Annotated in this window: 18 protein-coding genes and 1 pseudogene; 14 read left to right on the top strand and 5 right to left on the bottom strand. The window is 42.9% G+C overall.

Features of this window, described 5'->3' with window-relative positions; all coding sequences use genetic code 11:
• The first annotated feature begins 99 nt into the window (after positions 1 to 99).
• The 6 genes from WR49_RS10675 (at position 100) to WR49_RS10650 (ending at position 6426) form a co-directional block, all read left to right on the top strand.
• Positions 100 to 618 carry an NUDIX hydrolase gene (locus WR49_RS10675; RefSeq protein ID WP_046223978.1) on the top strand — a complete coding sequence of 173 codons (519 nt, stop codon included), beginning with the start codon at positions 100 to 102 and terminating at the stop codon, positions 616 to 618.
• Between the two features lie 246 nt (positions 619 to 864).
• Positions 865 to 2631, top strand: a complete 1767-nt coding sequence (locus WR49_RS10670) for an ABC transporter ATP-binding protein (protein ID WP_046223977.1) — start codon at positions 865 to 867, stop codon at positions 2629 to 2631.
• Complete coding sequence (locus WR49_RS10665) at positions 2625 to 4409, top strand: ABC transporter ATP-binding protein (RefSeq protein WP_046223976.1); 1785 nt, start codon at positions 2625 to 2627, stop codon at positions 4407 to 4409. The genes WR49_RS10670 and WR49_RS10665 overlap by 7 nt, the downstream gene beginning before the upstream one ends.
• A gap of 233 nt (positions 4410 to 4642) precedes the next feature.
• A complete protein-coding gene (locus WR49_RS10660) occupies positions 4643 to 4927 on the top strand; it encodes a hypothetical protein (RefSeq protein WP_046223975.1) in 285 nt (94 codons plus the stop codon).
• Positions 4928 to 5000: 73 nt separating this feature from the next.
• Complete coding sequence (locus tag WR49_RS10655; protein WP_046223974.1) at positions 5001 to 5435, top strand: hypothetical protein; 435 nt, start codon at positions 5001 to 5003, stop codon at positions 5433 to 5435.
• A 151-nt stretch (positions 5436 to 5586) separates the two neighbouring features.
• Positions 5587 to 6426, top strand: a complete 840-nt coding sequence (locus tag WR49_RS10650; protein WP_017058557.1) for a tetratricopeptide repeat protein — start codon at positions 5587 to 5589, stop codon at positions 6424 to 6426.
• Between the two features lie 143 nt (positions 6427 to 6569).
• On the opposite strand, the gene WR49_RS10645 is transcribed toward WR49_RS10650, so the two are convergent.
• Complete coding sequence (locus WR49_RS10645) at positions 6570 to 6890, bottom strand: heavy metal-binding domain-containing protein (protein ID WP_004730185.1); 321 nt, start codon at positions 6888 to 6890, stop codon at positions 6570 to 6572.
• A 104-nt stretch (positions 6891 to 6994) separates the two neighbouring features.
• A complete protein-coding gene (locus tag WR49_RS10640; protein WP_017058556.1) occupies positions 6995 to 7894 on the bottom strand; it encodes a LysR substrate-binding domain-containing protein in 900 nt (299 codons plus the stop codon).
• Between the two features lie 91 nt (positions 7895 to 7985).
• Here WR49_RS10640 and WR49_RS10635 point away from each other — a divergent pair, with 91 nt between their 5' ends.
• Positions 7986 to 9005: a DMT family transporter gene (locus tag WR49_RS10635; protein WP_046223973.1), complete on the top strand. Its 1020-nt coding sequence runs from the start codon at positions 7986 to 7988 to the stop codon at positions 9003 to 9005.
• Positions 9006 to 9020: 15 nt separating this feature from the next.
• Here the strand turns inward: WR49_RS10635 and WR49_RS10630 are convergent, their stop codons facing one another.
• A complete protein-coding gene (locus tag WR49_RS10630; RefSeq protein ID WP_046223972.1) occupies positions 9021 to 12038 on the bottom strand; it encodes an HD domain-containing phosphohydrolase in 3018 nt (1005 codons plus the stop codon).
• Between the two features lie 358 nt (positions 12039 to 12396).
• On the opposite strand from WR49_RS10630, the gene WR49_RS10625 reads away from it, so the two are divergent.
• The 6 genes and pseudogenes from WR49_RS10625 (at position 12397) to WR49_RS10600 (ending at position 18913) form a co-directional block, all read left to right on the top strand.
• Complete coding sequence (locus WR49_RS10625) at positions 12397 to 13719, top strand: GGDEF domain-containing protein (protein ID WP_017094971.1); 1323 nt, start codon at positions 12397 to 12399, stop codon at positions 13717 to 13719.
• Positions 13720 to 13875: 156 nt separating this feature from the next.
• Positions 13876 to 14622 carry a phosphatase gene (locus WR49_RS10620; protein WP_046223971.1) on the top strand — a complete coding sequence of 249 codons (747 nt, stop codon included), beginning with the start codon at positions 13876 to 13878 and terminating at the stop codon, positions 14620 to 14622.
• A gap of 166 nt (positions 14623 to 14788) precedes the next feature.
• Entirely contained in the window at positions 14789 to 15184 is a 396-nt protein-coding gene (locus WR49_RS10615) for a cytochrome b562 (protein WP_017058552.1), read from the top strand.
• Between the two features lie 175 nt (positions 15185 to 15359).
• Positions 15360 to 16668 (top strand): annotated as a pseudogene (locus tag WR49_RS10610) (IS4 family transposase).
• Positions 16669 to 16915: 247 nt separating this feature from the next.
• The gene (locus WR49_RS10605) at positions 16916 to 17266 is read left to right on the top strand and encodes a hypothetical protein (protein ID WP_046223970.1); all 351 of its coding nucleotides are present in this window, start codon (positions 16916 to 16918) and stop codon (positions 17264 to 17266) included.
• Between the two features lie 111 nt (positions 17267 to 17377).
• Positions 17378 to 18913 carry a PepSY-associated TM helix domain-containing protein gene (locus WR49_RS10600; RefSeq protein WP_046223969.1) on the top strand — a complete coding sequence of 512 codons (1536 nt, stop codon included), beginning with the start codon at positions 17378 to 17380 and terminating at the stop codon, positions 18911 to 18913.
• Between the two features lie 112 nt (positions 18914 to 19025).
• Here WR49_RS10600 and gloA2 read toward each other — a convergent pair whose 3' ends face one another.
• A complete protein-coding gene (gene gloA2 / locus WR49_RS10595; RefSeq protein ID WP_046223968.1) occupies positions 19026 to 19409 on the bottom strand; it encodes an SMU1112c/YaeR family gloxylase I-like metalloprotein in 384 nt (127 codons plus the stop codon).
• Entirely contained in the window at positions 19409 to 20341 is a 933-nt protein-coding gene (locus WR49_RS10590; protein WP_046223967.1) for a LysR family transcriptional regulator, read from the bottom strand. Before WR49_RS10590 ends, gloA2 begins: the two co-directional genes overlap by 1 nt.
• A 431-nt stretch (positions 20342 to 20772) precedes the next feature.
• Between WR49_RS10590 and WR49_RS10585 the strand changes: the two genes are divergently transcribed.
• Positions 20773 to 21966 (top strand): glycine C-acetyltransferase, encoded by a 1194-nt coding sequence (locus tag WR49_RS10585; protein ID WP_046223966.1) that lies wholly within the window; start codon positions 20773 to 20775, stop codon positions 21964 to 21966.
• Positions 21967 to 22018: the final 52 nt, after the last annotated feature.

The following is a 22018-nucleotide window of genomic DNA, read 5'->3' as shown; positions in this document are numbered from 1 at the left end:
AAAAATAATATCTGCCGAGTTTTGTCGGTCATTCTGAGCCTCTAATCTACGCTTGGTTATGATATGATGCCGCCCAAATTCAGTTGAGCAGTCAGAACGATGAGACACCTAAAAACCACAATTCACCCAGATATCGAACACTTAGATAATAAAACGGTATATAAGCGCAATGCCGCCCGTGCAATCGTTTTAGATGGTGAGGATGTTCTGATGCTCTATACGGAACGTTACCACGACTACACCATTCCTGGTGGTGGCTTGGACGAAGGCGAAGACGTGATTGCAGGTATGGTTCGTGAACTTGAAGAAGAGACTGGTGCTAAGAATATTCACAGTATTAAACCGTTCGGGATATTTGAAGAATTTCGTCCTTGGTATAAAGATGATGCAGATATGATGCACATGATCTCTTATTGTTATTCGTGCAAGATTGATCGTGAGCTTGGTGAGACGGATTACGAAGACTACGAAGTGAAAAACGGGATGAAGCCTGTTTGGATGAATATCCATGAAGCGATTGCCCATAATGAAAAAACCATAGCGGAAAGCCCTAAAAAAGGCATGAGCATTGAACGTGAGACATTTTTATTGCACTTGATCGCTAAAGAAATGTTGTAAATGGTCTTCGACTTCTAAACCTCCTTTTTTAAACTCGTTAATTGTGCACCGCCTGAAAGTGGCCGGCTTTGGGCGGATTTCCCCAGCGCCAAACACAACATTTAGTTTGGCATTGTACATAGGTTGTTCAATGTGGTTGGTGCTACTAGCTAAATTGTTTTGGTGTATATTTGCCCCCGCGATTGTTCAACTTAGCTTGGGTTATATATCCAATCGCAGTGAACCTGCCTTAAGCAAAGAATCCTTATGAAGAATAAAAGACAGTTTATTGCCCACTACCTGCGCATGAATCGCACCTCTTACTTGATGGCGGTCGTGTTCATTTTCCTCGTTAACTGGTTACAAGTAGAGATCCCTCGTTATATCCAATTGGCGATAGATTTAATTGATGACGCTTCTTCAACTGGCCATCAGCAACTGCAAAGCTATGTTTGGATTGTAGTCGGCATGTCTGTCGCCATGGTGGTGGTGAGAATTCTGTCTCGTATCTATGCGCTTAATCCGGGGCGAATTACAGAAGCAGCGCTCAAAAGTACACTTCTACAAAAGCTGAATCGCTTACCGAGCAGCTTCCATGAACGCTTTGCTTCGGGTCGACTGATCTCGATTATCAACAATGACCTCAGTGGCATTCGACTGCTGTTTGGTGTCGGCTTCTTGCAGTTCTTCAATGCGTTGCTTTCGTTGTCGCTGACGCCTCTTTACATGTGGCGCATATCGCCAGAACTTACGCTTTATTCGATTATTCCTATCTCAATCGCTTTTGTGATTTTCCGTGTCGGCTTCAAGCGTATGAAAACGCTGCATTTAGAACATATGAAGCGATTACAAAACCTATCGGCTCAATTGATGAGTTACTTGTCTGGAATTGATCTGATTAAAAGTCAACAGATGTCACCTTGGGTGAAAGCCGAAACTGAAAAGCTTAACCAGTTATTGCTTGAATGCCGCCTCAAAATTACACGCATTCAAGTCTTCTTCATGCCGGTACTCGACTACGCCAATGACCTGATGAAAATCATCATTCTTGGGCTGGGTGGCTACATGTTAATGAGACAAGAGCTAACTCTCGGTGAGATTACCGCCTTTCTGACTTACTCGGTTTTGCTCGCTATGCCATTGATGCAGCTTGGCAGAATCGCGACCATTTATCAGCGTGGCATGGTAGGCATTCAAAGTGCACAGACCATTCTTAATGCCAAAGTCCCAGAGCTTGATGAAGATAAGCTCACGGAGTTAGATGTTGAATCGCTAAAGGGAAAAACGTTTTCCGTCCGCAATCTCAGCTTCAGCTATTCGGGTGAAGAGCGTCTGATTCTCGATGACATCAGCTTTGATATCCCTGCGGGCAAGAAAGTGGGTGTGCTAGGTGGAATCGGAGCGGGTAAAACGACATTAGTGAACTGCTTGAACCATCACTTGGATGTACCAGAAAGTTCGGTTTTTCTTGGCGAAAGAGATGTCACTAGCTTCTCACGCCGTGACTTGCGCCGCTATATTAAAACAGTTACTCAAGATCCTTACCTGTTTTCCGCAACCGTCGAAGACAATATTCGTTTTGGTAGCTTGGATACTGACTTGGCAAAGAGTCAGGTTGATGAAGTGTTAGAGCTCAGCCAGTTGGCGAGTGACGTTACTCGTTTTGAGCATGGTGACCAAACCTTAGTCGGTGAGAAAGGCATTATGCTGTCAGGCGGCCAGAAGCAGCGCTTAAGTATTGCGCGTGCTTTATTGCAACCCACCGACCTGATCATCATGGATAACGTTCTATCGGCTGTCGACTATGAAACAGAACGTAAGATTTTGGAAGGCCTGTTTAAGCGATTGGAAAATCAGTCAGTACTTGTGGTTTCACACCGTGTTAATGCTCTTGAATATATGGATGAAATCATTGTGTTGAACGAAGGTAAGGTGATCGCGAAGGGCGACCATGCCACGTTATTGAAAACCTGTGATTACTATTACGATACATGGCAACTACAGCAGAATGAAACGGAGGCAGCAGCATGTTAAAAGGTGTTGATCTCAAGTACCTCAAGCACTTTTTTAAGTTTGCTAAGAAATACAAAGGCTCTGCGATGTTGGGCATCGCTATGCTTCCTCTTTCTGTCATCACGAGTTTGTTGTTCCCTTGGCTGATCATTCAAGTGATCGATGTTCACCTGAGTCATGGGGATATGGATGGTCTGCTCGAATATGTCTTCTATCTTGTTACCGTGCTGGTGGCGAGCTATGTGGTGGATACCACCTATTCGTACAACCTGCGTAAAACAGGGCAATACACGATAACTGACATGCGCTCAGTGTTGTTTGCTCGCGTACTTAAACTGCCGCGCAGCTATTTTGATAACACACCGATTGGCGTAACGCTTTCACGATTAACCAGTGACTTGGAAACCATCGGCGAGACGTTTGTTCAGTCGGTTGTAGGGCTAGTTAAAGACAGCATCAATACCATTGCTCTGTTGGTGATGATGTTCTTTATTGATTGGCAGTTAACGATGATTGTATTGATCATTATGCCGCCAGTGATGTATTTGACGGTGTATGTGAGAAACCGACTTCGTGCCTTATATAAGGTGACTCGTTCTTCGCTGGCTCGGGGTATTGGCTTTTTACAAGAAGTCTTGTTTGGCATGAAAACTGTTCAGATGTACCGAGCGGAAGAGCAAGTCGAACAGCGCTACCAAGGCTATACTGATGAGTTTTTAAGAGCGCAGAAGAAGATCAATAAATACGATGCGATTTTGTTCTCGTTTATCTCTGGCATCACCTCTATCACCATCGCGATTATGATCTGGTATGGCTCTGAGCAAGTGATTGAAGGCGCACTAACCTTAGGTGTGTTGATCGCCTTCATCAACACGTTAGAGAAAGTGTTTGTCCCGATCCGTGATTTTACCTCGCAGATTGCTTCGATTCAGAGTTCATTCGCGGCGTTTGACCATATAGAAGAGCTGTTTGTTGAGCCAACTGAAGAGGAAGAGCATCATTTATTGCCATCAAAAAAGGTTGAAAAACAGCTAGAGCAGTTTGAGAGCCTTGAGTTTAAGAACGTGAGTTTCCGCTACAAAGACGATGCTCCGTATGTGTTGAAAAATGTCTCTTTTGTATTGGAGAAGAGACATCAAATTGCGCTTGTCGGTTCCACTGGATCTGGCAAGTCTACGATTCTTCGTTTGATTTCTAAAACTTATCAAAACTATGAGGGCAGCATTTTATTGAATGGTATTGAGCTGTCGCAGATTTCAAGCGAAGACTCTGCTCATTTGTTCTCAATGATGATGCAAGACGTGCACTTATTTGAAGAGACAATTCAGTTCAATATTGCGTTGGGTAAAACGCATCTATCTAAAACCGAGGTTGAGCAGGCAGCGCGTTATGTTTACGCCGATAAGTTTATTGAACAATTGCCACAAGGTTATGACTTCCACTTGGAAAAGAACGGCACAAATTTGTCTGTGGGGCAAACGCAGCTTATTTCGTTCGCAAGAGCGGTCGCCCAGGGTGGACAGTTGATGATGCTTGATGAAGCAACTAGTTCGGTGGATTCCATCACCGAGGATCTCATCCAAAAAGCGATGCAGCGTCTTTTCAGGGAAAAAACCGTGATTGCGATTGCACACCGTCTGAGCACCGTTCGTCATTCTGATACAATTTTGGTGTTGGAGAAGGGGGAAATTGTCGAACAAGGTAACCATCAATCGTTGGTTGCTCTGAATGGTATTTATGCTGGTTTGTTGAAAGAGTCAATTGTTGAAACGAGTCATTCTCAGTCTATTCTAGCTTGAAACCTCCAACAGATTGCCGCACTTAAACAGACGATCTTGGCTTGAACACGCCTGGCTAGTTTCTATTGTTCTCTAGTATTCCCAATAGCTTAGAGGTAAATAAAGCCTATTTTACGAGTGTTAATATGTTATGATTTTGCGGTAACTTAAGGATTGTCTTTGAGCATGAAAATGTATGTAAGTAAAACGTACGTGCTTGTGTTAGTCACTTTCTGGCGAATATGGAATCGAAAATGTTGTTGGAAGAAGTAGTAGAGATTATTGAATTCACGGACTCAGACCATTTATCTCAAGCAATGGAACGTTTTAACGAGTATGGCTTTGTTGATGCTGAGCTTTTGCCTTTCATGGATATTGTTTTTGAAACGGCGCCAGAGCAGCTAGCAAAAAAATTGTCGCAAAGTGGCTTCAACGGCCAGGTGCGAGTTGAGAAGAATGATGACGCATCCGGCTTCCTCATTATTGATGCTGGACGTACTCAATTACAAGACGCTATTCAAATCAACAAAATAGCGTAAGCAAGGCAACACTAAGTTCAGTAAATCGAACTTAGTACAGTAACACCAGTTATGATTATTAGAGGTTAATAAAGTGACAATAGCTACCGTATCACCAACAGAGCAACATATTTCCAGTGAGAATGCGCTTCTAGGTGCGTCTTTATTAGCAGCGCAAAAAGTTGAGTTAGCTCTATTCAGTGTTATTTCTAGATTAGCTAAAGCACTACCAAAGGAAAGACAGCATCAACTAGGCTTGAATTTGGATACATTTTTAAGAGAAAAACCAAGTGAACAAGACTCGTCGCTGAGTTTTTATGAACAAACGTTTGGTGCGCAGCTTCCTCTTAAAAAAAGCGAAATTAACGAATTTATTGACCACAGAAATTTAGTGATTCATAACTTTTGGCGAGTGACTGGTGCTGATGTGAAAGGCGGTGAGAAGCTTGCTAACCCAGAGCTTTACTTAAAAGAGTTCTTAGCTAAATGTGAGTACTGGCAATTGATGCTTAATACTCAAACTAAATAACTAAATAACTAAATAGAAATAAGAAAACCATAGTGAGTATGCTATGGTTTTTTTACGAATAATGCTGAAGTTTAAAATTGCCGGCTTTATCGCTTGTCTCTCATTTAGGAGACACAGTGACACAACCATGAAATATATAAGGAATATGTAAATGCTTCGAATCCTATTGATTGCAGTGTTCTCACTGGTAACAACCATGAGCTTTGCAAGCGAGGAGGTTACTTACTCAGAAAAAGAGTATTTAGATAGGCCGCTGATGGAACGCTATATCTTAGACGAGTTGAAGCAGTTGCGAATGGAACAGCAAGATCTTGAAAGACGCTTAACCATTCAAATGACGGATCGTGAGCTTTCTGTGGCTGACAAGTCACTGAACTATGCGAATGTCACTGTGACGTATTTTTTCTATATCATTGCCGGTGTTGCTTCACTCATTGCCTTGGTTGGTTGGCAATCAATTAAAGAGCTCAAACATACCACTAAAGAAATGGCCGATCAGCGACTTAATTCTATTGCTCAAGACTATGAGAAGAAATTCAATGTTCTTGAAAGGGATCTTAAGCGTAAGACTAGAATCATCTCGGATAACAACCGAGAGATTGAAATTATCAATGAGATTCATAACTTGTGGTTGAGAGCGCAGAATGCGCAAACGGCAGAACAAAAGATTGAAATCTATGATGAAATATTAAAGATTCGTCCTGGAGATTTAGAAGCGCTAACCTCTAAAGCCGATGCTGCTATGGATATGCAGGAATACCACTGGGCAATGAGTCTATGTAATCGTGTATTAGAAGTCGATGATCAAAATGCTCACGCTTTGTATCAACGGGCTTGCTCATACGCAAGATTAGGAGCAGAAGCTCAGTCTATCGATGATTTAGAGCGCGCTATTGAAGCTAGTGGCTCAATGAGAGAACTGTTAGCTGAAGAGCCGGACTTTGAAATGTTGCGAGGCCTAGACCGTTTCGAAGCGCTTCGAGAAGAGTAATATTCATGACAAGCAGTATTCGGTGATGTGATTGGCTGACTGCTGAATGGACGTTCATGTCTAGATGAGTACAATTTAACCCTTCCAAGTTTGATAGGAAGGGTTAATCGTTACGTAACACATTTTCGTGTTTACCTGCTCTATTAAGCTACGACAACCGCTGTACCACTTGCTGAAACCATCAGCATCCCATTACCTGTGCCTAATACTTCGTAATCGATATCAACACCAACCACCGCGTTGGCACCTGCTTCTATCGCTTTTTGCTCCAACTCTTTGAATGCGTAGTTACGTGCTTTCTCCAACTCTTTTTCGTAAGTGCCAGAACGTCCACCCACAAAGTCACGAATTCCTGAAAACATATCTTTGAAAACGTTCACTCCTAGAATGGCTTCTCCGGCAATAACCCCTTTGTAATCGACAATGCGTTTGCCTTCGACAGATTGCGTGGTGGTAATAATCATAGTGTCCTCTTATAAGCTAGCTTTATTGTTAGATGGTTTAGATCTTATTTTTGACGTTATGGTTGGGTTCTATTCGTTATTGCTTATTGAATCACTATTGAGCGTCAACTTTTGCGTGTGAATTCATGCCTTAACCATGTTCTTAGTTGTAGCACACTTTCTTGTTTCAATTTGTTGTTAGGGCAAACAAAATAGAAATCCTGGTGTGGATTAGGGACTGGCTCTCCAAGCTCAACCAACATGCCGTGGCTTATGTCATCTTTTACAAATAGGCGATGAGTGACCAAGACACCAAGCGAGCGAATTGCGGCTTGCACAGCTTGAATAGAGACATCGAACGTCAAGTTACTGTGGAAAGTGGGCATTGGAACTTGGTAATGGTCGCACCACACTTGCCAGTCTAGTTTTCGTCTAGGATTAAATACACCAATGGGTGGACGCTGTTTTACTATCTGCTCAACGCTTAAGCCCATTTGATTTTTCAATAGAGTTGGACTGCACACCAACACCAGATCATCGTCGCCTAATTTTTCGCTGTAATACTGGTTCCACTCATTGGGTTTACCATGCACAAGGGCGATATCTACACCCTCTTGCTCTATATCGAAAGGCCCTGTTAACGTGGAAATACGGATATCGAGTGAGGGAGCGAAATTTTGGAAATCAGGGACTCGGGGTATCCACCAATGCATGGCGAGAGAGTTCACCATGTTAAGAGTTATGCGGTGATCGTTAGGCGTTCTTGCCAGCTCCTCGGTGGCTTCGATCACTTGTTCTAGTGCTGGTGCGACTTTTCGATAATATCGTTTACCTGCGGCATTGAGCACAACGCGACGTCCCACTCTCTGGAACAGTGGTTTATTGACCTGTTGTTCCAACGATTTTATCGCCTGACTGACCGCTGAGTGACTGACATATAACACATGAGCAGCCTCGGTCATGCTGCCTGTTTCTGCGACAGCAACGAAAGCGTAAACGGATTTTAGTGGTACGAGTTTCTTCATTGGTAAGTTTTCCTTACAGTTGTGGTTAATATTACTCGCTATTTTTCATCTCGTCATGTCTTTAAAGTAGTGGTCATAGGAGGTGATAATTATGTCTGATATTACCAAGGCAACAGTTTTTATGTTGTTGTCGACATTCAGTTTGTCTTTAAGCGGCTTATTGGCCAAGTATTTGTCTGAAACGATGGCAATCTCATTGCTGAGCTTCGCTCGGTTTCTATTACCTAGCTTATTTCTATTTTTCTTCTTGGCCTTTTACAAAATCACTCAGCCTTCACGAGAGATGTGGAAACCTTTGGTGATGCGGGCTATCTTCATGGTTGCGTGTCAGTGGTGCTTTCTTACATCATTACAAACCTTAACATTGGTTGAGGGTATCGTATTATTTAGTACTGGCCCTTTATTTATACCCTTGTTAGAAAAGTTAATGTTTGGAACTAGAGTTCATACAACGACGGTGATTTGCTTGGGAGTGACATTTGTTGGGGTTGTGCTGATGGCAGGGGATTGGTCTCAGTTTGAATTAGACTCGAGATTCTTTAGGCCCGAGCTGCTGCTTGGGTTGTTAGCTGGTGTGTTTAATTCGGGCTCACAAGTGAGTTTGTATCGAGCCTCCAAGACTAGCCTTACACCAGCAGAATTAAACGCATGGACCTTCTTAGTCGCAGCAATACTCGTTTTTCCCATGATCGCGGTCACGTCGCTCTCTTCCGCAGCGGAAGTAATTGGGAATGATAGAGGGTATGAGGCCTTAGCGACCTTAGTGTCAATTGATAGCATCAGTTGGATTGGCTTTGGAGTCTTTGGGTTGGCGCTATTTACTATTAATACGCAAATTTTCCGCTCTAAAGCGTATAAGCTGGTAGACAGTGGATCTCAGTTGGCACCTCTAATTTTCACTAACATGCTGTTCAGTGCGCTATGGCAGAGCTTGTTCTTTGATGATGTGTTTTCAACTCAGCAATTAATGGGTATTAATCTAATTGTCGTCGCGAGCATAACGAATACGCTATTGGCCAAAAGACACAGTAAGGCAAAAACTAAGCAGACACCGCGAGCGACAATCAATGAGATAGCCTCTTCTGTGTTGAGCTCCGCTGCTAAAAGCTAAACGATAGATTAAAGGCTAGAACAATGAGCGCATGTACTCTTTCACTCGACGGATATGCTTATCCTGATCAATGTTACACCGTTGGTTAGGTTCAAGGAATCGAGCCGCGTATTTGTCATAGATCTTGTTCTCCAGAAACAGTAAATACAGTTTCGGATCAATGTGACCGCTGGTTGCCATGTCGGTCATGATACTCAGTGATTCATCTAAATGTTTGCCCTTCTTGTACGGGCGGTCACTTGACGTTAAAGCTTCAAAGGCACTGGCAATCGCTATTGCTCTAGACGGTAAGGGCAATTGCTCTTCGTTTAGACCTCTTGGATAACCTTTACCGTCAATACGCTCGTGGTGGCCGCTGGCGAGATCGGGAATGTTTTTGAGATAAGATGGGTAAGGGAGTTTGCTGAGCATGATGAAAGTCTGAATGATATGGTCGTTTACCATGAAACGTTCTTCATCGTTTAGCGTACCATGGCGCACTTTCAAGTTATGCAGCTCACCTTGGTTGTATTTTGTTTCTCCGGGTTTGAGTACGAACTCTTCTGGCCACACGTCTGCTGGGTTAAAGCCGTTATCCCACGGTATTTTATGTTCGGGTTTATCAGCAAGTAATGGTTCCATTACGGGAAGCGCCTGTTTGTTGTTATTTGGTGCTGTTTCATCCTGTTCTGCTGTACCTTGGTTAGTGCTGTACCTCTCTTTTTCAGCCCAAGACAAGCCTAATTGATCGTCTAATGTGCGTTTCCATTGGCGTTTTGCAATTTGGTCCAAGCGTTCTATTTGTTCTTCTGTCATTGATTCACTACCCAGGTTGCATTTAGCAACGAAGGAAAATTCTTCGTCCAGTTCTGATTGTTTTTGTTTGAGGATCTTGAGGCTTTCTGCTTGAAGCGCACCATTAGCTATGGCCCTCCAATAGTCCGTTTCAGCTTGTTGTTTTAACAACTCGAAACGCATGCGAACTTCATGGATACGGTCGTAAACCGTCTCCAATTTGGTTGCTTTGTCTACGATATATTCAGGGGTAGTGACCTTACCGCAATCATGAAGCCAGGCGGCTAGCATCAGCTCTTCCCATTGCTTATTATCGAGTGAAAATTGCGGATAATAATGGTCATCATCAATGGTTGCTTGGGTTATCCATTTGGTGAGTTCAGGTACTTTTTGGCAGTGCCCTTGCGTATAGGGTGATTTGGTATCAATCGCTGACGCAATAAGTTCAATTAAGGCATTGAGCATGTTTTTCTGCTGTTGCATTTGGTCAATGTTATCTTTGGCTATTTCAGCAAAACTCAGCAGCTCTCTTAGAAAGGCATGTTTGTCTGCTTGAATCTTAGTAATAGGTCTCTCATAACCAATCACGACGATGCCAACCAATAATTTCTCGCGGTTCAATAAAGGAAACAGGAACAGGTCTGAATTGAAGATCGAGTTTTGATAATAGTTAAGAACGTTATCCTCTCGGTTTAAGTGGATAGTTTCTCCATGTTTGAGCTGGGATAGCAACCAAGGAGTATGTTCGATGAAATCATTGATATCTGCTTTAAAAGGAATAATGGATAGGTTGGCCGCTGTATCAAACACGCCTTTTTCTTTTGATTGAGTAAAGAGCACAATGGTTTCTGCTTTGGTTATTAAGTAGCTTTGATGAGCAATGTTCTTGGTTAATATCGAAAATTCCTGATTACCTGCGGTGTCTCGAAGTAGAGAGATAAGATCATGAAGCGTGTGTTCCATCAGCTCAATCGAGTGCGTGAGGTCAACTACTTCCTTAATCATGCTTTTGGGGGAGCGGGTTCGTCTGAAATCAAATCGTGTGATGTTGTCAGTGAGTTGCACGAGCGTATTGAGTGGTTGAGATAGGCGATTTGCGACAAACCATACAATGCCGAAGCAGATTAATAACATACCAATTGCGACGCCAACTTGCTTATCTCGCATGGAAATAAGGTCAGAGAGCAAATCATTGTGCGGTGTTGCTTCTGCCAAATAAAGGGTGACGTTTGGAGTCAGCTCAACGGGCGTTAACGTTAGTGCCCAAGTATTTAAGTTGTAATCAACGTTTTTTAGCTTGAGATTAAATTTCTGTTCATCAGAGATAAGAGGTGCTAATACGGATGATTTTAATGCTTCCATTTGTTCTCGTTTAGGCATTTTGACGAAGCTGTGTTCTTGTTCACTACCAGAAATCTTCCCTGTAGCTTGGCCATTATGTTTAATCGAACCATCGGGTTGATCAGGGGCAAGGTTAGGTACCGGTAGATCAAGCTGATGTTGGCCAAGAAGGTTAAAGTGTTTGTCAAATAAGGCGAGTCGGGTTTGCGGGGAATAGGCCAGTTCACTGATTTGAGACGAGAGAGACTCTAATGTGAAATCGGCCCCAACCACATGCTTGTCGTCTGCAGATCGTCTAGAAAGCGTAATTCCATTGGTTTGTAAAAAATAGAACTGATAGGGCTCAGAAAGTTGTATTGAGCCATTAGGCTTTGCGTTACGGAACCAAGGGCGGGCCGTGGGATTAAACTTGCTTTCAGCTTGCATGGTACTGATCACTTGATGTGTACCATCAAGAAAAGTAATAAAATTTTCACCTTTAAGATTCGTACTGCTGATCATCATGGTCGCTTTGGCTGGTGCATTGTTTTCGGCTCTTTGTCTATTGGTACTTAAAGGGCGGAAAATTCTGAATTCACCATCATCAGAGGCATAGAATAAAGCAACCAAACTTTTATTCTGCTTGAAAATGATATCGACTGATGCCAGCCAAGATTCTTTCTCGATAGAGAAGGTTTGATGGGCCACAAATGGGCTCACAGCCATCACATTCAAGGTTGTGATAACGGGGGCGATGGCTTGCTTAAATACCGATTCCAGCTTATCGCGATGCTCATTACTAATTTCGCGCACTGTGCCTAGTAACAATTCTTGAGAATGACGGTAGCTGATTGAGATAAGTACTGCACCGGCAAGTATTGTCAAAATTAAGAAAAGGCTAGTGATGTGGATACTCAGCGGATATTGTCTTCTTCTCATCTAACACTCCAGTTTGTAGACTGGTTTAAGTATTGACGAACTTGGGTAGGTTGCAAAAAATTGGCGTAATTAAGACGGCGGTACGACTAAGTTGTGCTTCCTATGACTAAGTGAAATGATAATAAAGCCTTATCTTTAAGTACTAATTGCCACTTGTGATTGGTAGGGCATCTCTCCAAGATGCTGGACAGGCTCTATGGGGGCAATAGATATCTAATGTTATTAATATTCCTGATTAGAAAACCAAGCACTCCGGACGTTTTATTAATTAATCATTATTATGTTAATATTATTAATTATTCTGCACATCTATAAAATTATCTGAGTGCTGTATGTGTTGAGCCTAGAAGGAACAGTAATGACGTTAGAAGCATATATTCTCAATGTAGGAATATACTCAATTTTCCCATTGTATTTTGCTACGTTAAAAAACCGTGTGCGTACAGCTGCATTTTATAACTATCTTAGTATCGTGCTTTTAGTGGGAGGGCTTGCTGGTGCCGTTTATTCCTTTCCATTATCCGAAGCTTTAAGTATTTCAGGCGGAAATATTGCTTATGGTGCATTCATGATGAGCACCATAATGCTCATTATTATTGAGCGAGATTTTAGCACTTTTAAACACATGTTTCGGTTAGTAGTGGTTGTGGATTTGATTGCTTTTGTTGGTTTTAACTTTATGGCTTGGTTGCTGGAATCGGAATATGTGTTGAACCCTTTTGCTATCCCTTTCAGTATCTTTGACGTGTCGTTGAAAGTTCTTGTTCTTGGAGGGGTTTTGATTCTCCTCGAAATATTGTTATTGATGTTTATTTTTACACAAGTGAGTAAGTTCCTTTCCAACCTACCAGCGTTGGCATTCATCTATACGCTAGCATTTGTTTTTATCCTTTGTTTGGATGGAGCACTGTTTCCTCTTTTAGCTTTTGGCCTAAGCCCGCAGATCGTTCCTATCATATTCGGAAATATACTGGGTAAGTTGTTGATTGCGGCCTGCTATAGTGTCCCAATGCTGATCTTTTACTTTTTGTTTAGGGGAGATTTTGCCAAGTTTGTTAGTTCTCCACTATCCATAAAGGATTTGACTAAAGCTCCTCGAAAAGAGTTGCTGGCAACATTGTATCAATATGAGTTGCGTGATGAGCAGTTGCAGAGAGAAAAACAAGATCTCACAAAGATTGCACTTTTTGATGAGCTAACCTCACTCCCCAATAGACGTAAATTTAATCAAACGTTTGAGTCTGAATGGGCTAGATGTGAACGCGAAGGGCAAACTTTAACCTTGGTGATCGGCGATATTGATTTTTTCAAGCAATATAATGATGCATATGGCCACCATCAAGGAGATGTCTGCCTTAAACAAGTCGCAAAGTTATGGAAGCACGTTTTTAACCGTCCGTCAGACCTTGCTGCTCGCATAGGAGGCGAGGAGTTTGCCATTATATTGCCAAGCACATCTATAGAGCAAAGCAGAGCTCGCCTTAATTCATTCTTAACGGTTTTGCACAGTCAACCGATTCCTCATCGTTCCTCACCCATTGCTTCTCATGTAACGATGAGCCTAGGGGTTGCGGAATGCGTTCCGACGAAAAGCACATCGCCAAATGATCTATTTATGCTTGCTGATAAGCGCCTTTACAAAGCAAAGAATAGCGGGAGAAATCAGGTTATTGTCGATTGAATTAATTTTAACAATACTGAATGATGAACAGTATATAATTTCGGTTCACTCAGCATCACATTAAGCAAGTGTCTGTTGGGCATTTTTGAATAAGCTGTATTAGACCAACCCAACTTGAAATTGATTGACTAGACCACACGGTTAAGGCCTTGATTTATGGAACTCAAAGTAGATACCCACACCCACACATACGCAAGTGGCCATGCTTACAGCACGCTGATCGAAAACGCGAAATCGGCGAAGCAAAACGGTTTAGCTATGTTTTGTACGACCGACCATTCAGAGTCTATGCCGGGCGCGCCACACTATTGGTTCTTCAGTAACCAGCGTGTGCTCCCTCGTTTTATTGAAGATGTCGCAATTATTCGAGGTGTCGAGTCAAACATCATGAACACACAGGGTGAAATCGACATTCATCCGAGTGTGGATAAGAACTTGGATTGGGTGATCGCGAGTTTTCATGAGCCAGTATTTCGCCCATCGGATGTCGCTACCCATACAGAAGCATTGTTGAATGTGATTAAAGGTGGTCGAATTGATGCGCTTGGTCACTTAGGAAACCCTAATTTTGATTTTGATTTTGAAGCTGTGATTCAATGTGCGGCGGAACATAACGTAGCGATTGAGATCAACAACACCACACTCAAAGGCAATAGCCGAGCTGGCAGTGTTGACCGCTGTGATGAGATTGCAAGAATAGCGAAAGAGAAAGGTGCGTTTATTACCACAGGTAGCGATGCGCATTTCTGTTTAGATGTCGGTGGCTTGGACTTAGTCGCTGCATTGTTAGACAAAGTAGGTGTGGATTCGAGTAAAGTGATCACCCATTCACCACAGCAATTCTTAGCCTTTTTAGCACTGCGCGGTCGTCAATCTATCACCGAGTTTTCGGTATTTGAGTGATGGAAGGCCCGATAATTTTTAGTAATTATCTAGCTAGTTTGCATTTCGACACAATCAATTTTTGTACCCGGTAGATTTTTGTATACACTAGCCGAAAATAATAAAGTCAAAGTGCCACAATAACGATGGCGCTATCTTCGAAGACACCGCTTCACTTGGAGAAATAATGAAAACTCGCTCAATCCTTTTATCTGGTTTAATCGCTGCTTCAGTATTGTCTGGCAACGCTTTTGCTAATGTTGACCTTAAGAAAAATATGCAAGAAATGAAGCTTGCATTCAAACAAGCGGCAGAAGCTCAAAGCATTGAAGAGATGCAAAAGCCTATCGTACGCATAGACACGTTAGTTGCAGAACTGAAAACGGGTGTTTACCCAATTGAGAAAGAAGAACACTTCATGGAAGGTTTTAAAAAGATCAGCGCATCAATTGATAACATTGAGCAAAAGCTAGACCAAGGTGACTTTGCGTCTGCACAGCAAGAACTTCGCACTATCGATGGCCTTCGTGAAGAGTACCATGAGAAGCGTAACCCAAGCATCTGGAGCAAGATCTTCGGCTAATTCGTAAATCATGAGCGTTTGCTCGCTCGATACGTAACAAAGAGCAAAACCTCAAGATTCGATTTCTAAAACGCCGCCTTACATTAATGCCGATCAGTTAAAGCCAAAGCGATCGGTTGAAGGATCCTTCAGAGCTGTCAAAATCCAAGTGTATTTAATGCACTTGGATTTTTTTATGGATGTCTCTCAAGCTCTAAACATAATTAATGATTGGAAACCTAGCAGCGTTGAGACTTTGTCTGACTTGCTTCCAATTGAACTCATCGACGAAGCCTATTCTCTTACTGATACTGTCACGATGAGAAAGAGGAAATTAACTTTAGAATCCATGGTGTGGCTGCTTGTTGGAATGGCTATCTATAACAGTAAATCCATGAAAGATTTAGTGAACCAACTTGATATTGTCGACCGTACAGGTAAAGCTTTTGTCGCACCGAGTGCGTTAACTCAACGTCGAAAGACGTTGGGTGAAGACGCAATTAAAGCGGTCTTTGAGCGAATGACTACGTCATGGTTAAAAAGTGCAAAGTTACCCCAGTGGAATGGATTAACGCTTCTTGGCGTCGATGGCGTTGTTTGGCGAACGCCCGATAACCCGCAAAATGAAAAGGCATTTTCTCGACAAAAAGGGACGCAATATCCGCAAGTGAGAATGGTCTGCCAAATGGAACTAAGCAGTCACATTATTACGGCCAGTGCATTTGATAATTACAATACAAACGAAATGATATTAGCTGAAAAACTGATAGAAACAACACCAAACCATAGCGTGACAATGTTCGATAAGGGGTTCTATTCTTTAGGCTTATTACATAAATGGCAAGACTCTGGCTCAGAGCGTCATTGGCTTATCCCCCCTCAAGAAAAATACACAATATGACATTGTTCAATCTTTAGGGCGAAATGACAAACTGGTTCAATTACACAGTAACCCAAGGGCTAGAAAGCTATGGCCTGATTTACCAAAGTCGATAACCGCTCGACTTGTCACTCGTAAAATTAAAGGAAAAGACTACCAAGTATTAACCTCCATGACGGACTCCCTGCGTTACCCATCAAAAGATATTGCAGGCCTTTATGAACATCGTTGGGAAATTGAGCTAGGCTATCGAGAGCAGAAACAATACATGCTTGGAAATCGTCTCACGCTGCGAAGTCGTTTACCAGAACTGGTAAAGCAGGAGTTATGGGGCATCTTGCTTACTTATAATTTAATCCGATACCAGATGGTCGAGCTCTGCTTCAATTTAAAGGGAAATTACCTTCCTTATTAACTCAGTTTTAACGGCACATTAGCTCATGTATCTGCGTTACTTGTAGGCTTACCTTACTCAACACCAGGCGCAATACCTCGTCAGCTAAAGGGGTTCCACAACATGGCTGAAAGCTTAATACTTGAAGGGCGAAGGGAAAGGACATTCCCTAGAACAGTTAAACCCAGACCACAACGGTATGCTAAGAACAAAAATGCCGTTCACTCTTAAGTGAACGGCATTACCGCCTTACATTCCCTTCGTTAGAGGAAGGTGTAAGGCGGCGTTTTTTATTGTCTTTTTTATAAACAGTTTGTTATGTAGAGTTTCGTCACATTTTCTTGGCTCTTCCGTTGTAGCCCGTTTTTAACTAAAAAGAGTGTGCGTTAGCTTCAATTTTTTAACTTGCTGTTAATCTTTACGTTTACCTATATTCCAAGTGCCTCATAATAAGGAAAATTTATAAAGATTAGGAATAATGCGCCGAACCTCGTTTAACTTCCCAATGTTACTTGCCACAGTATTAAGCTGGGTGTTAGTAACACTAATGCCTGTTATCAATGCTCATGGTAATAGTGCGGGAGTATGGGCGTCGTTATGTACGGTCAACGGCTTTGAACTGGTTCAAATTGAAGAGGGTGAACCCAATACTCACAAAGGTAAGCCGTGTCCCTTTAGCCATTTTTCCACGTTTCACCAAGACGAACTTCCAACTACACTACTGACAACTCGATTGAGTTCTATTGTCTCAGACAGCTACGCTTTTTTGGCTCTAAGTGAACGCTACACGAGGCAAGCTCCACGTGGCCCTCCCTTTGATCTTGCTTAAACCTAACTCACCAAAATAATTAAAAAATAAAGTATTAAGTAAAGTTAACCATGCTCAAGTTACTTTCTGATTTTTCAGAAGGTAAGTTTGTGTATGTCAAAGGAAATCATAATGTTGAGAAATGAATCTCAAACCTCTGCGAAAGCACAAGCAACTTCGCAATCTAAAAGCAGTGCAACAACCGGTTCGGAAACCAATATAAAAAGCAAAGAACGGCATAAAATCCTCTATTTTCTAACCTGGCGCTGGCACTTCTATGCTGGGCTGTTTGTTATCCCGTTTATGTTAATGTTGAGCATTACTGGCTTGGTGATGCTGTTTGATGATGAAATCGAACTCGCTTTCCATCACGATGCGATTGAGATTGTAGTATCGGGCGAACCTGTCAAGGTTTCACAACAGCTAACGGCAGTACAACTTCAATACCCAAAAGGTTCGGTGACGCAGTTTGCTCCGAGCAAAACGCCGGATTTGGCGAACCGATTTTCTGTATCGCTTGAAGATGGCACTTCCGTTTTCGCCACTGTGAATCAATACACTGGCGAAGTCGTTGGTGAAGTCCCACGTAGTGAAAGCCTCTACGAACTCGCGAATGATATTCATGGCACATTATTGATTGGCGATTGGGGGGATTACCTCATTGAAGTCGCAATCAGCTTATCGATTCTGCTTCTTGTCAGCGGTATCTACTTGTGGCTGCCACGAGACAACGCGAGCCGTGCTGGATTTCTCAAACTGAGAGTTTCATCTGGCCCACGTGTGCTTTTGCGTGATTTACATGCAAACATCGGTGGCACGTTATCTCTCATCCTACTGCTGTTTATTCTCTCAGGATTAGCTTGGACAGGCTTCTGGGGCGGTAAATTAGTTCAAGCATGGAGCACTTTCCCTGCTCAAATGTGGGACGATATACCACTGTCTGATAAGACGCACGCATCGCTTAACCATGGCTCAGAGGAAGAACTTCCATGGAATCTAGAACAAACACCGCTGCCGTTGTCTCAAGATAAGCCTGCAGAACATGTACATCACGTGGAAGAGGCATCTGAACCTCATGATCACTCTAAGATGGGCGAAGACCACTCTCAACATGTGATGTCAGCAAGCAGTTTCGGGATTGATGATGTTATCCAAAAAGCGCACTCACTTGGTTTCACTCAATACAAGGTGAATTTCCCGCGTTCAGAAACAGGTGTTTACACGGTCACAGCCAACACTATGGGCGGTGACATCATCGATCCAACGCAGGATCGTACGACACACCTCGACCAATACTCAGGTCGTATTCTGGGTGAGGTGACATGGCAAGATTATAACTTCATTGCCAAGACGTTAGCTGTGGGTATTTCATTGCATCAAGGTGACATCAGCATCATCAATAAGCTTCTAAATGCCTTGTTTTGCTTGGCGTTCATCGTGGTGTCAGTGACTGGCGGTGTGATGTGGTGGATGCGTAGACCTTCCGGTCAAAGAAAGCTTGGTACGCCACCGAAGTTCGGTGATGCAGGGCTTTGGAAAGCAGGCTTAGTGACCGTGATAGTTATTTCAATACTGTTTCCACTGGCGGGAGCGACTATCGTGGCAGCAATGCTATTGGATTGGTTATTGTTTTCACGTGTCGAGAAATTCAAGACGGCATTGAGTTAATTGATACACAAACTGACCTTCTTGTTGAGGAGGTCAGTTTCATTAATCAGATGACATGCTCTGTTTACTAAGAAGATATTAGACTTGATACAACTCTATATTTGATAAAGCTTTAGATTTCATAGAGCTCTAACGGAAGCCCGTCAGGATCGGCAAAAAAGGTAAATGCTTTGCCTGTAAATTCATCAATTCGGATCGGTTCGACTTCGATTCCTTGTCCTTCCAAATAGCTTTTGACGTGTTGAACGTCATCCACACAAAAGGCTAAATGTCTCAGCCCTTGGGCTTCTGGAAAGCTAGGTCTTTCTGGCGCGTTAGGGAAGCTGAATAGTTCTATCTGAGCACCATTAGGTAGCGCTAAATCAAGCTTGTACGACTGGCGAGCCTCACGATAGTTTTCAGCAATTATCTCGAGTTTCAAAATCTCAGTGTAAAAGTGTTTCGACGCGTCGTAGTCTGAACAGATTATGGCCGCGTGGTGTATTCCTTTCAGCATCAGTTTATTTCTCCTGCCAACTTGTCACCTAAGTGCTCCATGGCGTAATCAATGAATACACGCAGTCGAGCGGGCATGTACTTGGTTTGAGCAAACTGCATCGCAATCGCACCGTGGTAATTACTCTTGATGGTCCAATCTTCCAACACTTGTACTACGGAGCCTTCAGACAACGCATCTTGAATCACGAAGTCATGGAAAATACCTACACCTAGACCTTCTTTCACGCCTTTAAGTCGCATCTGCGAGTGGTTTATCGCGTAACGCCCACTGACGGGTACTGTGTAAAATTCGTCATCTTTGAGAAAATCCCAAATGTGGTCTTTGTCTGTCTCTGCAAGGTATAAACAGTCATGTTCAGAAAGGTCAGTTGGGTGGCTAGGAACCCCTTTGGCTTTAAGATAATCAGGACTTGCACATAAGACGAGGTTTGTTTTTCCTAACTCTTTCAATACTAAGCTTTCGTCGGGCTTATCGGTCAGGCGGAAAGCGATGTCGATGCCTTGACGTAAAATATCAATGTCGCCATCAGCCGCTCTCAATTTAAGTTGGATCTCTGGGTACTGATTTAAAAATGGGACAACGAAAGGCTGCAATACCGAATTCAAGAATGCCTCTGGTGCCGCTACCGTTATCGAGCCAGCAGGTTCAGTATGGTCGGAGGTAGACAATTCAACCGCTTGCTGCGCTGCATTAATCATAACCACGCTTTGGTCGTAAACCAGTTGGCCAGCTTGCGTGATGATCAATGTGCGAGTCGTACGCTCAAACAGCTTCACAGACAGTGCTTTTTCTAAACGTGTGATTAGCTTACTCAACGCTGAGGGAGTCACCCCTAACTGTTTTGCTGCCGCAGTAAAGCTCCCTTCATTTACCACTAAAATGAACGAGGCGAGATCAGGAAGTAGGGCAATGAGTTTGGGGTTAATCATAAGTATCCAGTTAGACAAGTTTCAACGATCAGCTTAATGGCAATTGTGAGCGATTTACTTTGATTTGTGAATCAATTTCATCAATTAAGCGGCTGAAGATTCTGAGAGAAGCGGATAATCATCACCATATTGTTCTGAAGTGAAAAATTAATATTCGATATGAAAGCGAAATTAGACCGAAATGGAGGGCGATTTGAAGTTAAAAAGAACAGGTAAGACGCGTTTATGTGCCCTGTGTCACTGGGATGAACTATTATTCGTGCCTCAGGTTCACTAATGTTTTTCCAACTAAAGGGATAATCGGAACGGGGATGTTCAACTAGAATATAGGCATAAGTTTTACAGTGTAAATGATCGTGTTGAGATCTTTTGCATCCCTACATAAAGCGGCGCGCGATGCTGCTAAATAATAACTAGGAAGGAATGAGACAATGTCTTCTGCATTTTACCAACAGATTCAAACTCAAATCGAAGAAGTTAAAGAAGAAGGTCTTTACAAGTCTGAGCGCATTATTACTTCTGCACAAAAAGCAGCGGTTTCTATCTCGACTGGTGAAGAAGTACTAAACTTCTGTGCAAACAACTACTTAGGTCTTGCTAACCACCCAGCTCTTATCGAGGCAGCTAAAGGTGGTATGGATCAGCACGGTTTTGGTATGGCTTCAGTACGTTTCATCTGTGGTACTCAAGATTCTCACAAAGAGCTAGAGCAAAAGCTTTCTACGTTCCTAGGTAAAGAAGACACTATCCTTTACACATCTTGTTTTGATGCAAACGCTGGTTTGTTCGAAACAATTCTAGGTAAAGAAGACGCAATCATCTCTGACGCACTAAACCACGCATCTATCATCGATGGTGTTCGTCTGTGTAAAGCAATGCGTTTCCGTTACTCGAATAACAACATGGAAGAGCTAGAGCAGCAACTTATCGCGGCTAAAGAAGCTGGCGCTCGTCACACATTAATCGTAACTGACGGTGTGTTCTCTATGGACGGCGTAGTGGCTAACCTTCCTGCTATCTGTGACCTTGCAGACAAGTACGATGCACTAGTGATGGTTGATGACTCTCACGCAGTGGGCTTTATGGGCGAAAACGGCGCGGGCACTCACGAGTTCCACAACGTTGTTGACCGTATCGACATCATTACAGGTACGCTAGGTAAAGCAATGGGTGGCGCTTCAGGCGGTTACACTTCTGGTAAGAAAGAAGTGATCGACTGGCTACGTCAGCGTTCTCGTCCATACCTATTCTCTAACTCTGTTGCACCTGCAATCGTATCGGCGTCTATCCGCGTTCTAGATCTTCTAGCGGAATCTGGCGACCTACGTACTCAACTATGGGAAAACTCTGCTCACTTCCGTACTCGCATGGAAGAAGCTGGCTTTACTATGGGCGGTGCAGACCATGCAATCATCCCAATCATGCTTGGTGATGCAAAAGTAGCGGCTGAGTTCGCAGAGCGCGCACTAGAGAAAGGCATCTACGTGGTAGGTTTCTCTTTCCCTGTAGTACCAAAAGGCCAAGCTCGTATCCGTACGCAAATGTCTGCTGCACACTCTCGTGAGCAACTAGACCGCGCAATCGATGCGTTCATCCAAGTTGGTAAAGACATGGGTATCATCTAATTTTAAAGAGGTGCCACGGCATCCTTTTAATTAGATAGAACAACGTCCAATA

The organism is Vibrio sp. ECSMB14106 (genome assembly GCF_000972265.1).
Classification (GTDB): domain Bacteria; phylum Pseudomonadota; class Gammaproteobacteria; order Enterobacterales; family Vibrionaceae; genus Vibrio; species Vibrio kanaloae.
This window is presented reverse-complemented; position numbering and strand designations above follow the sequence as displayed.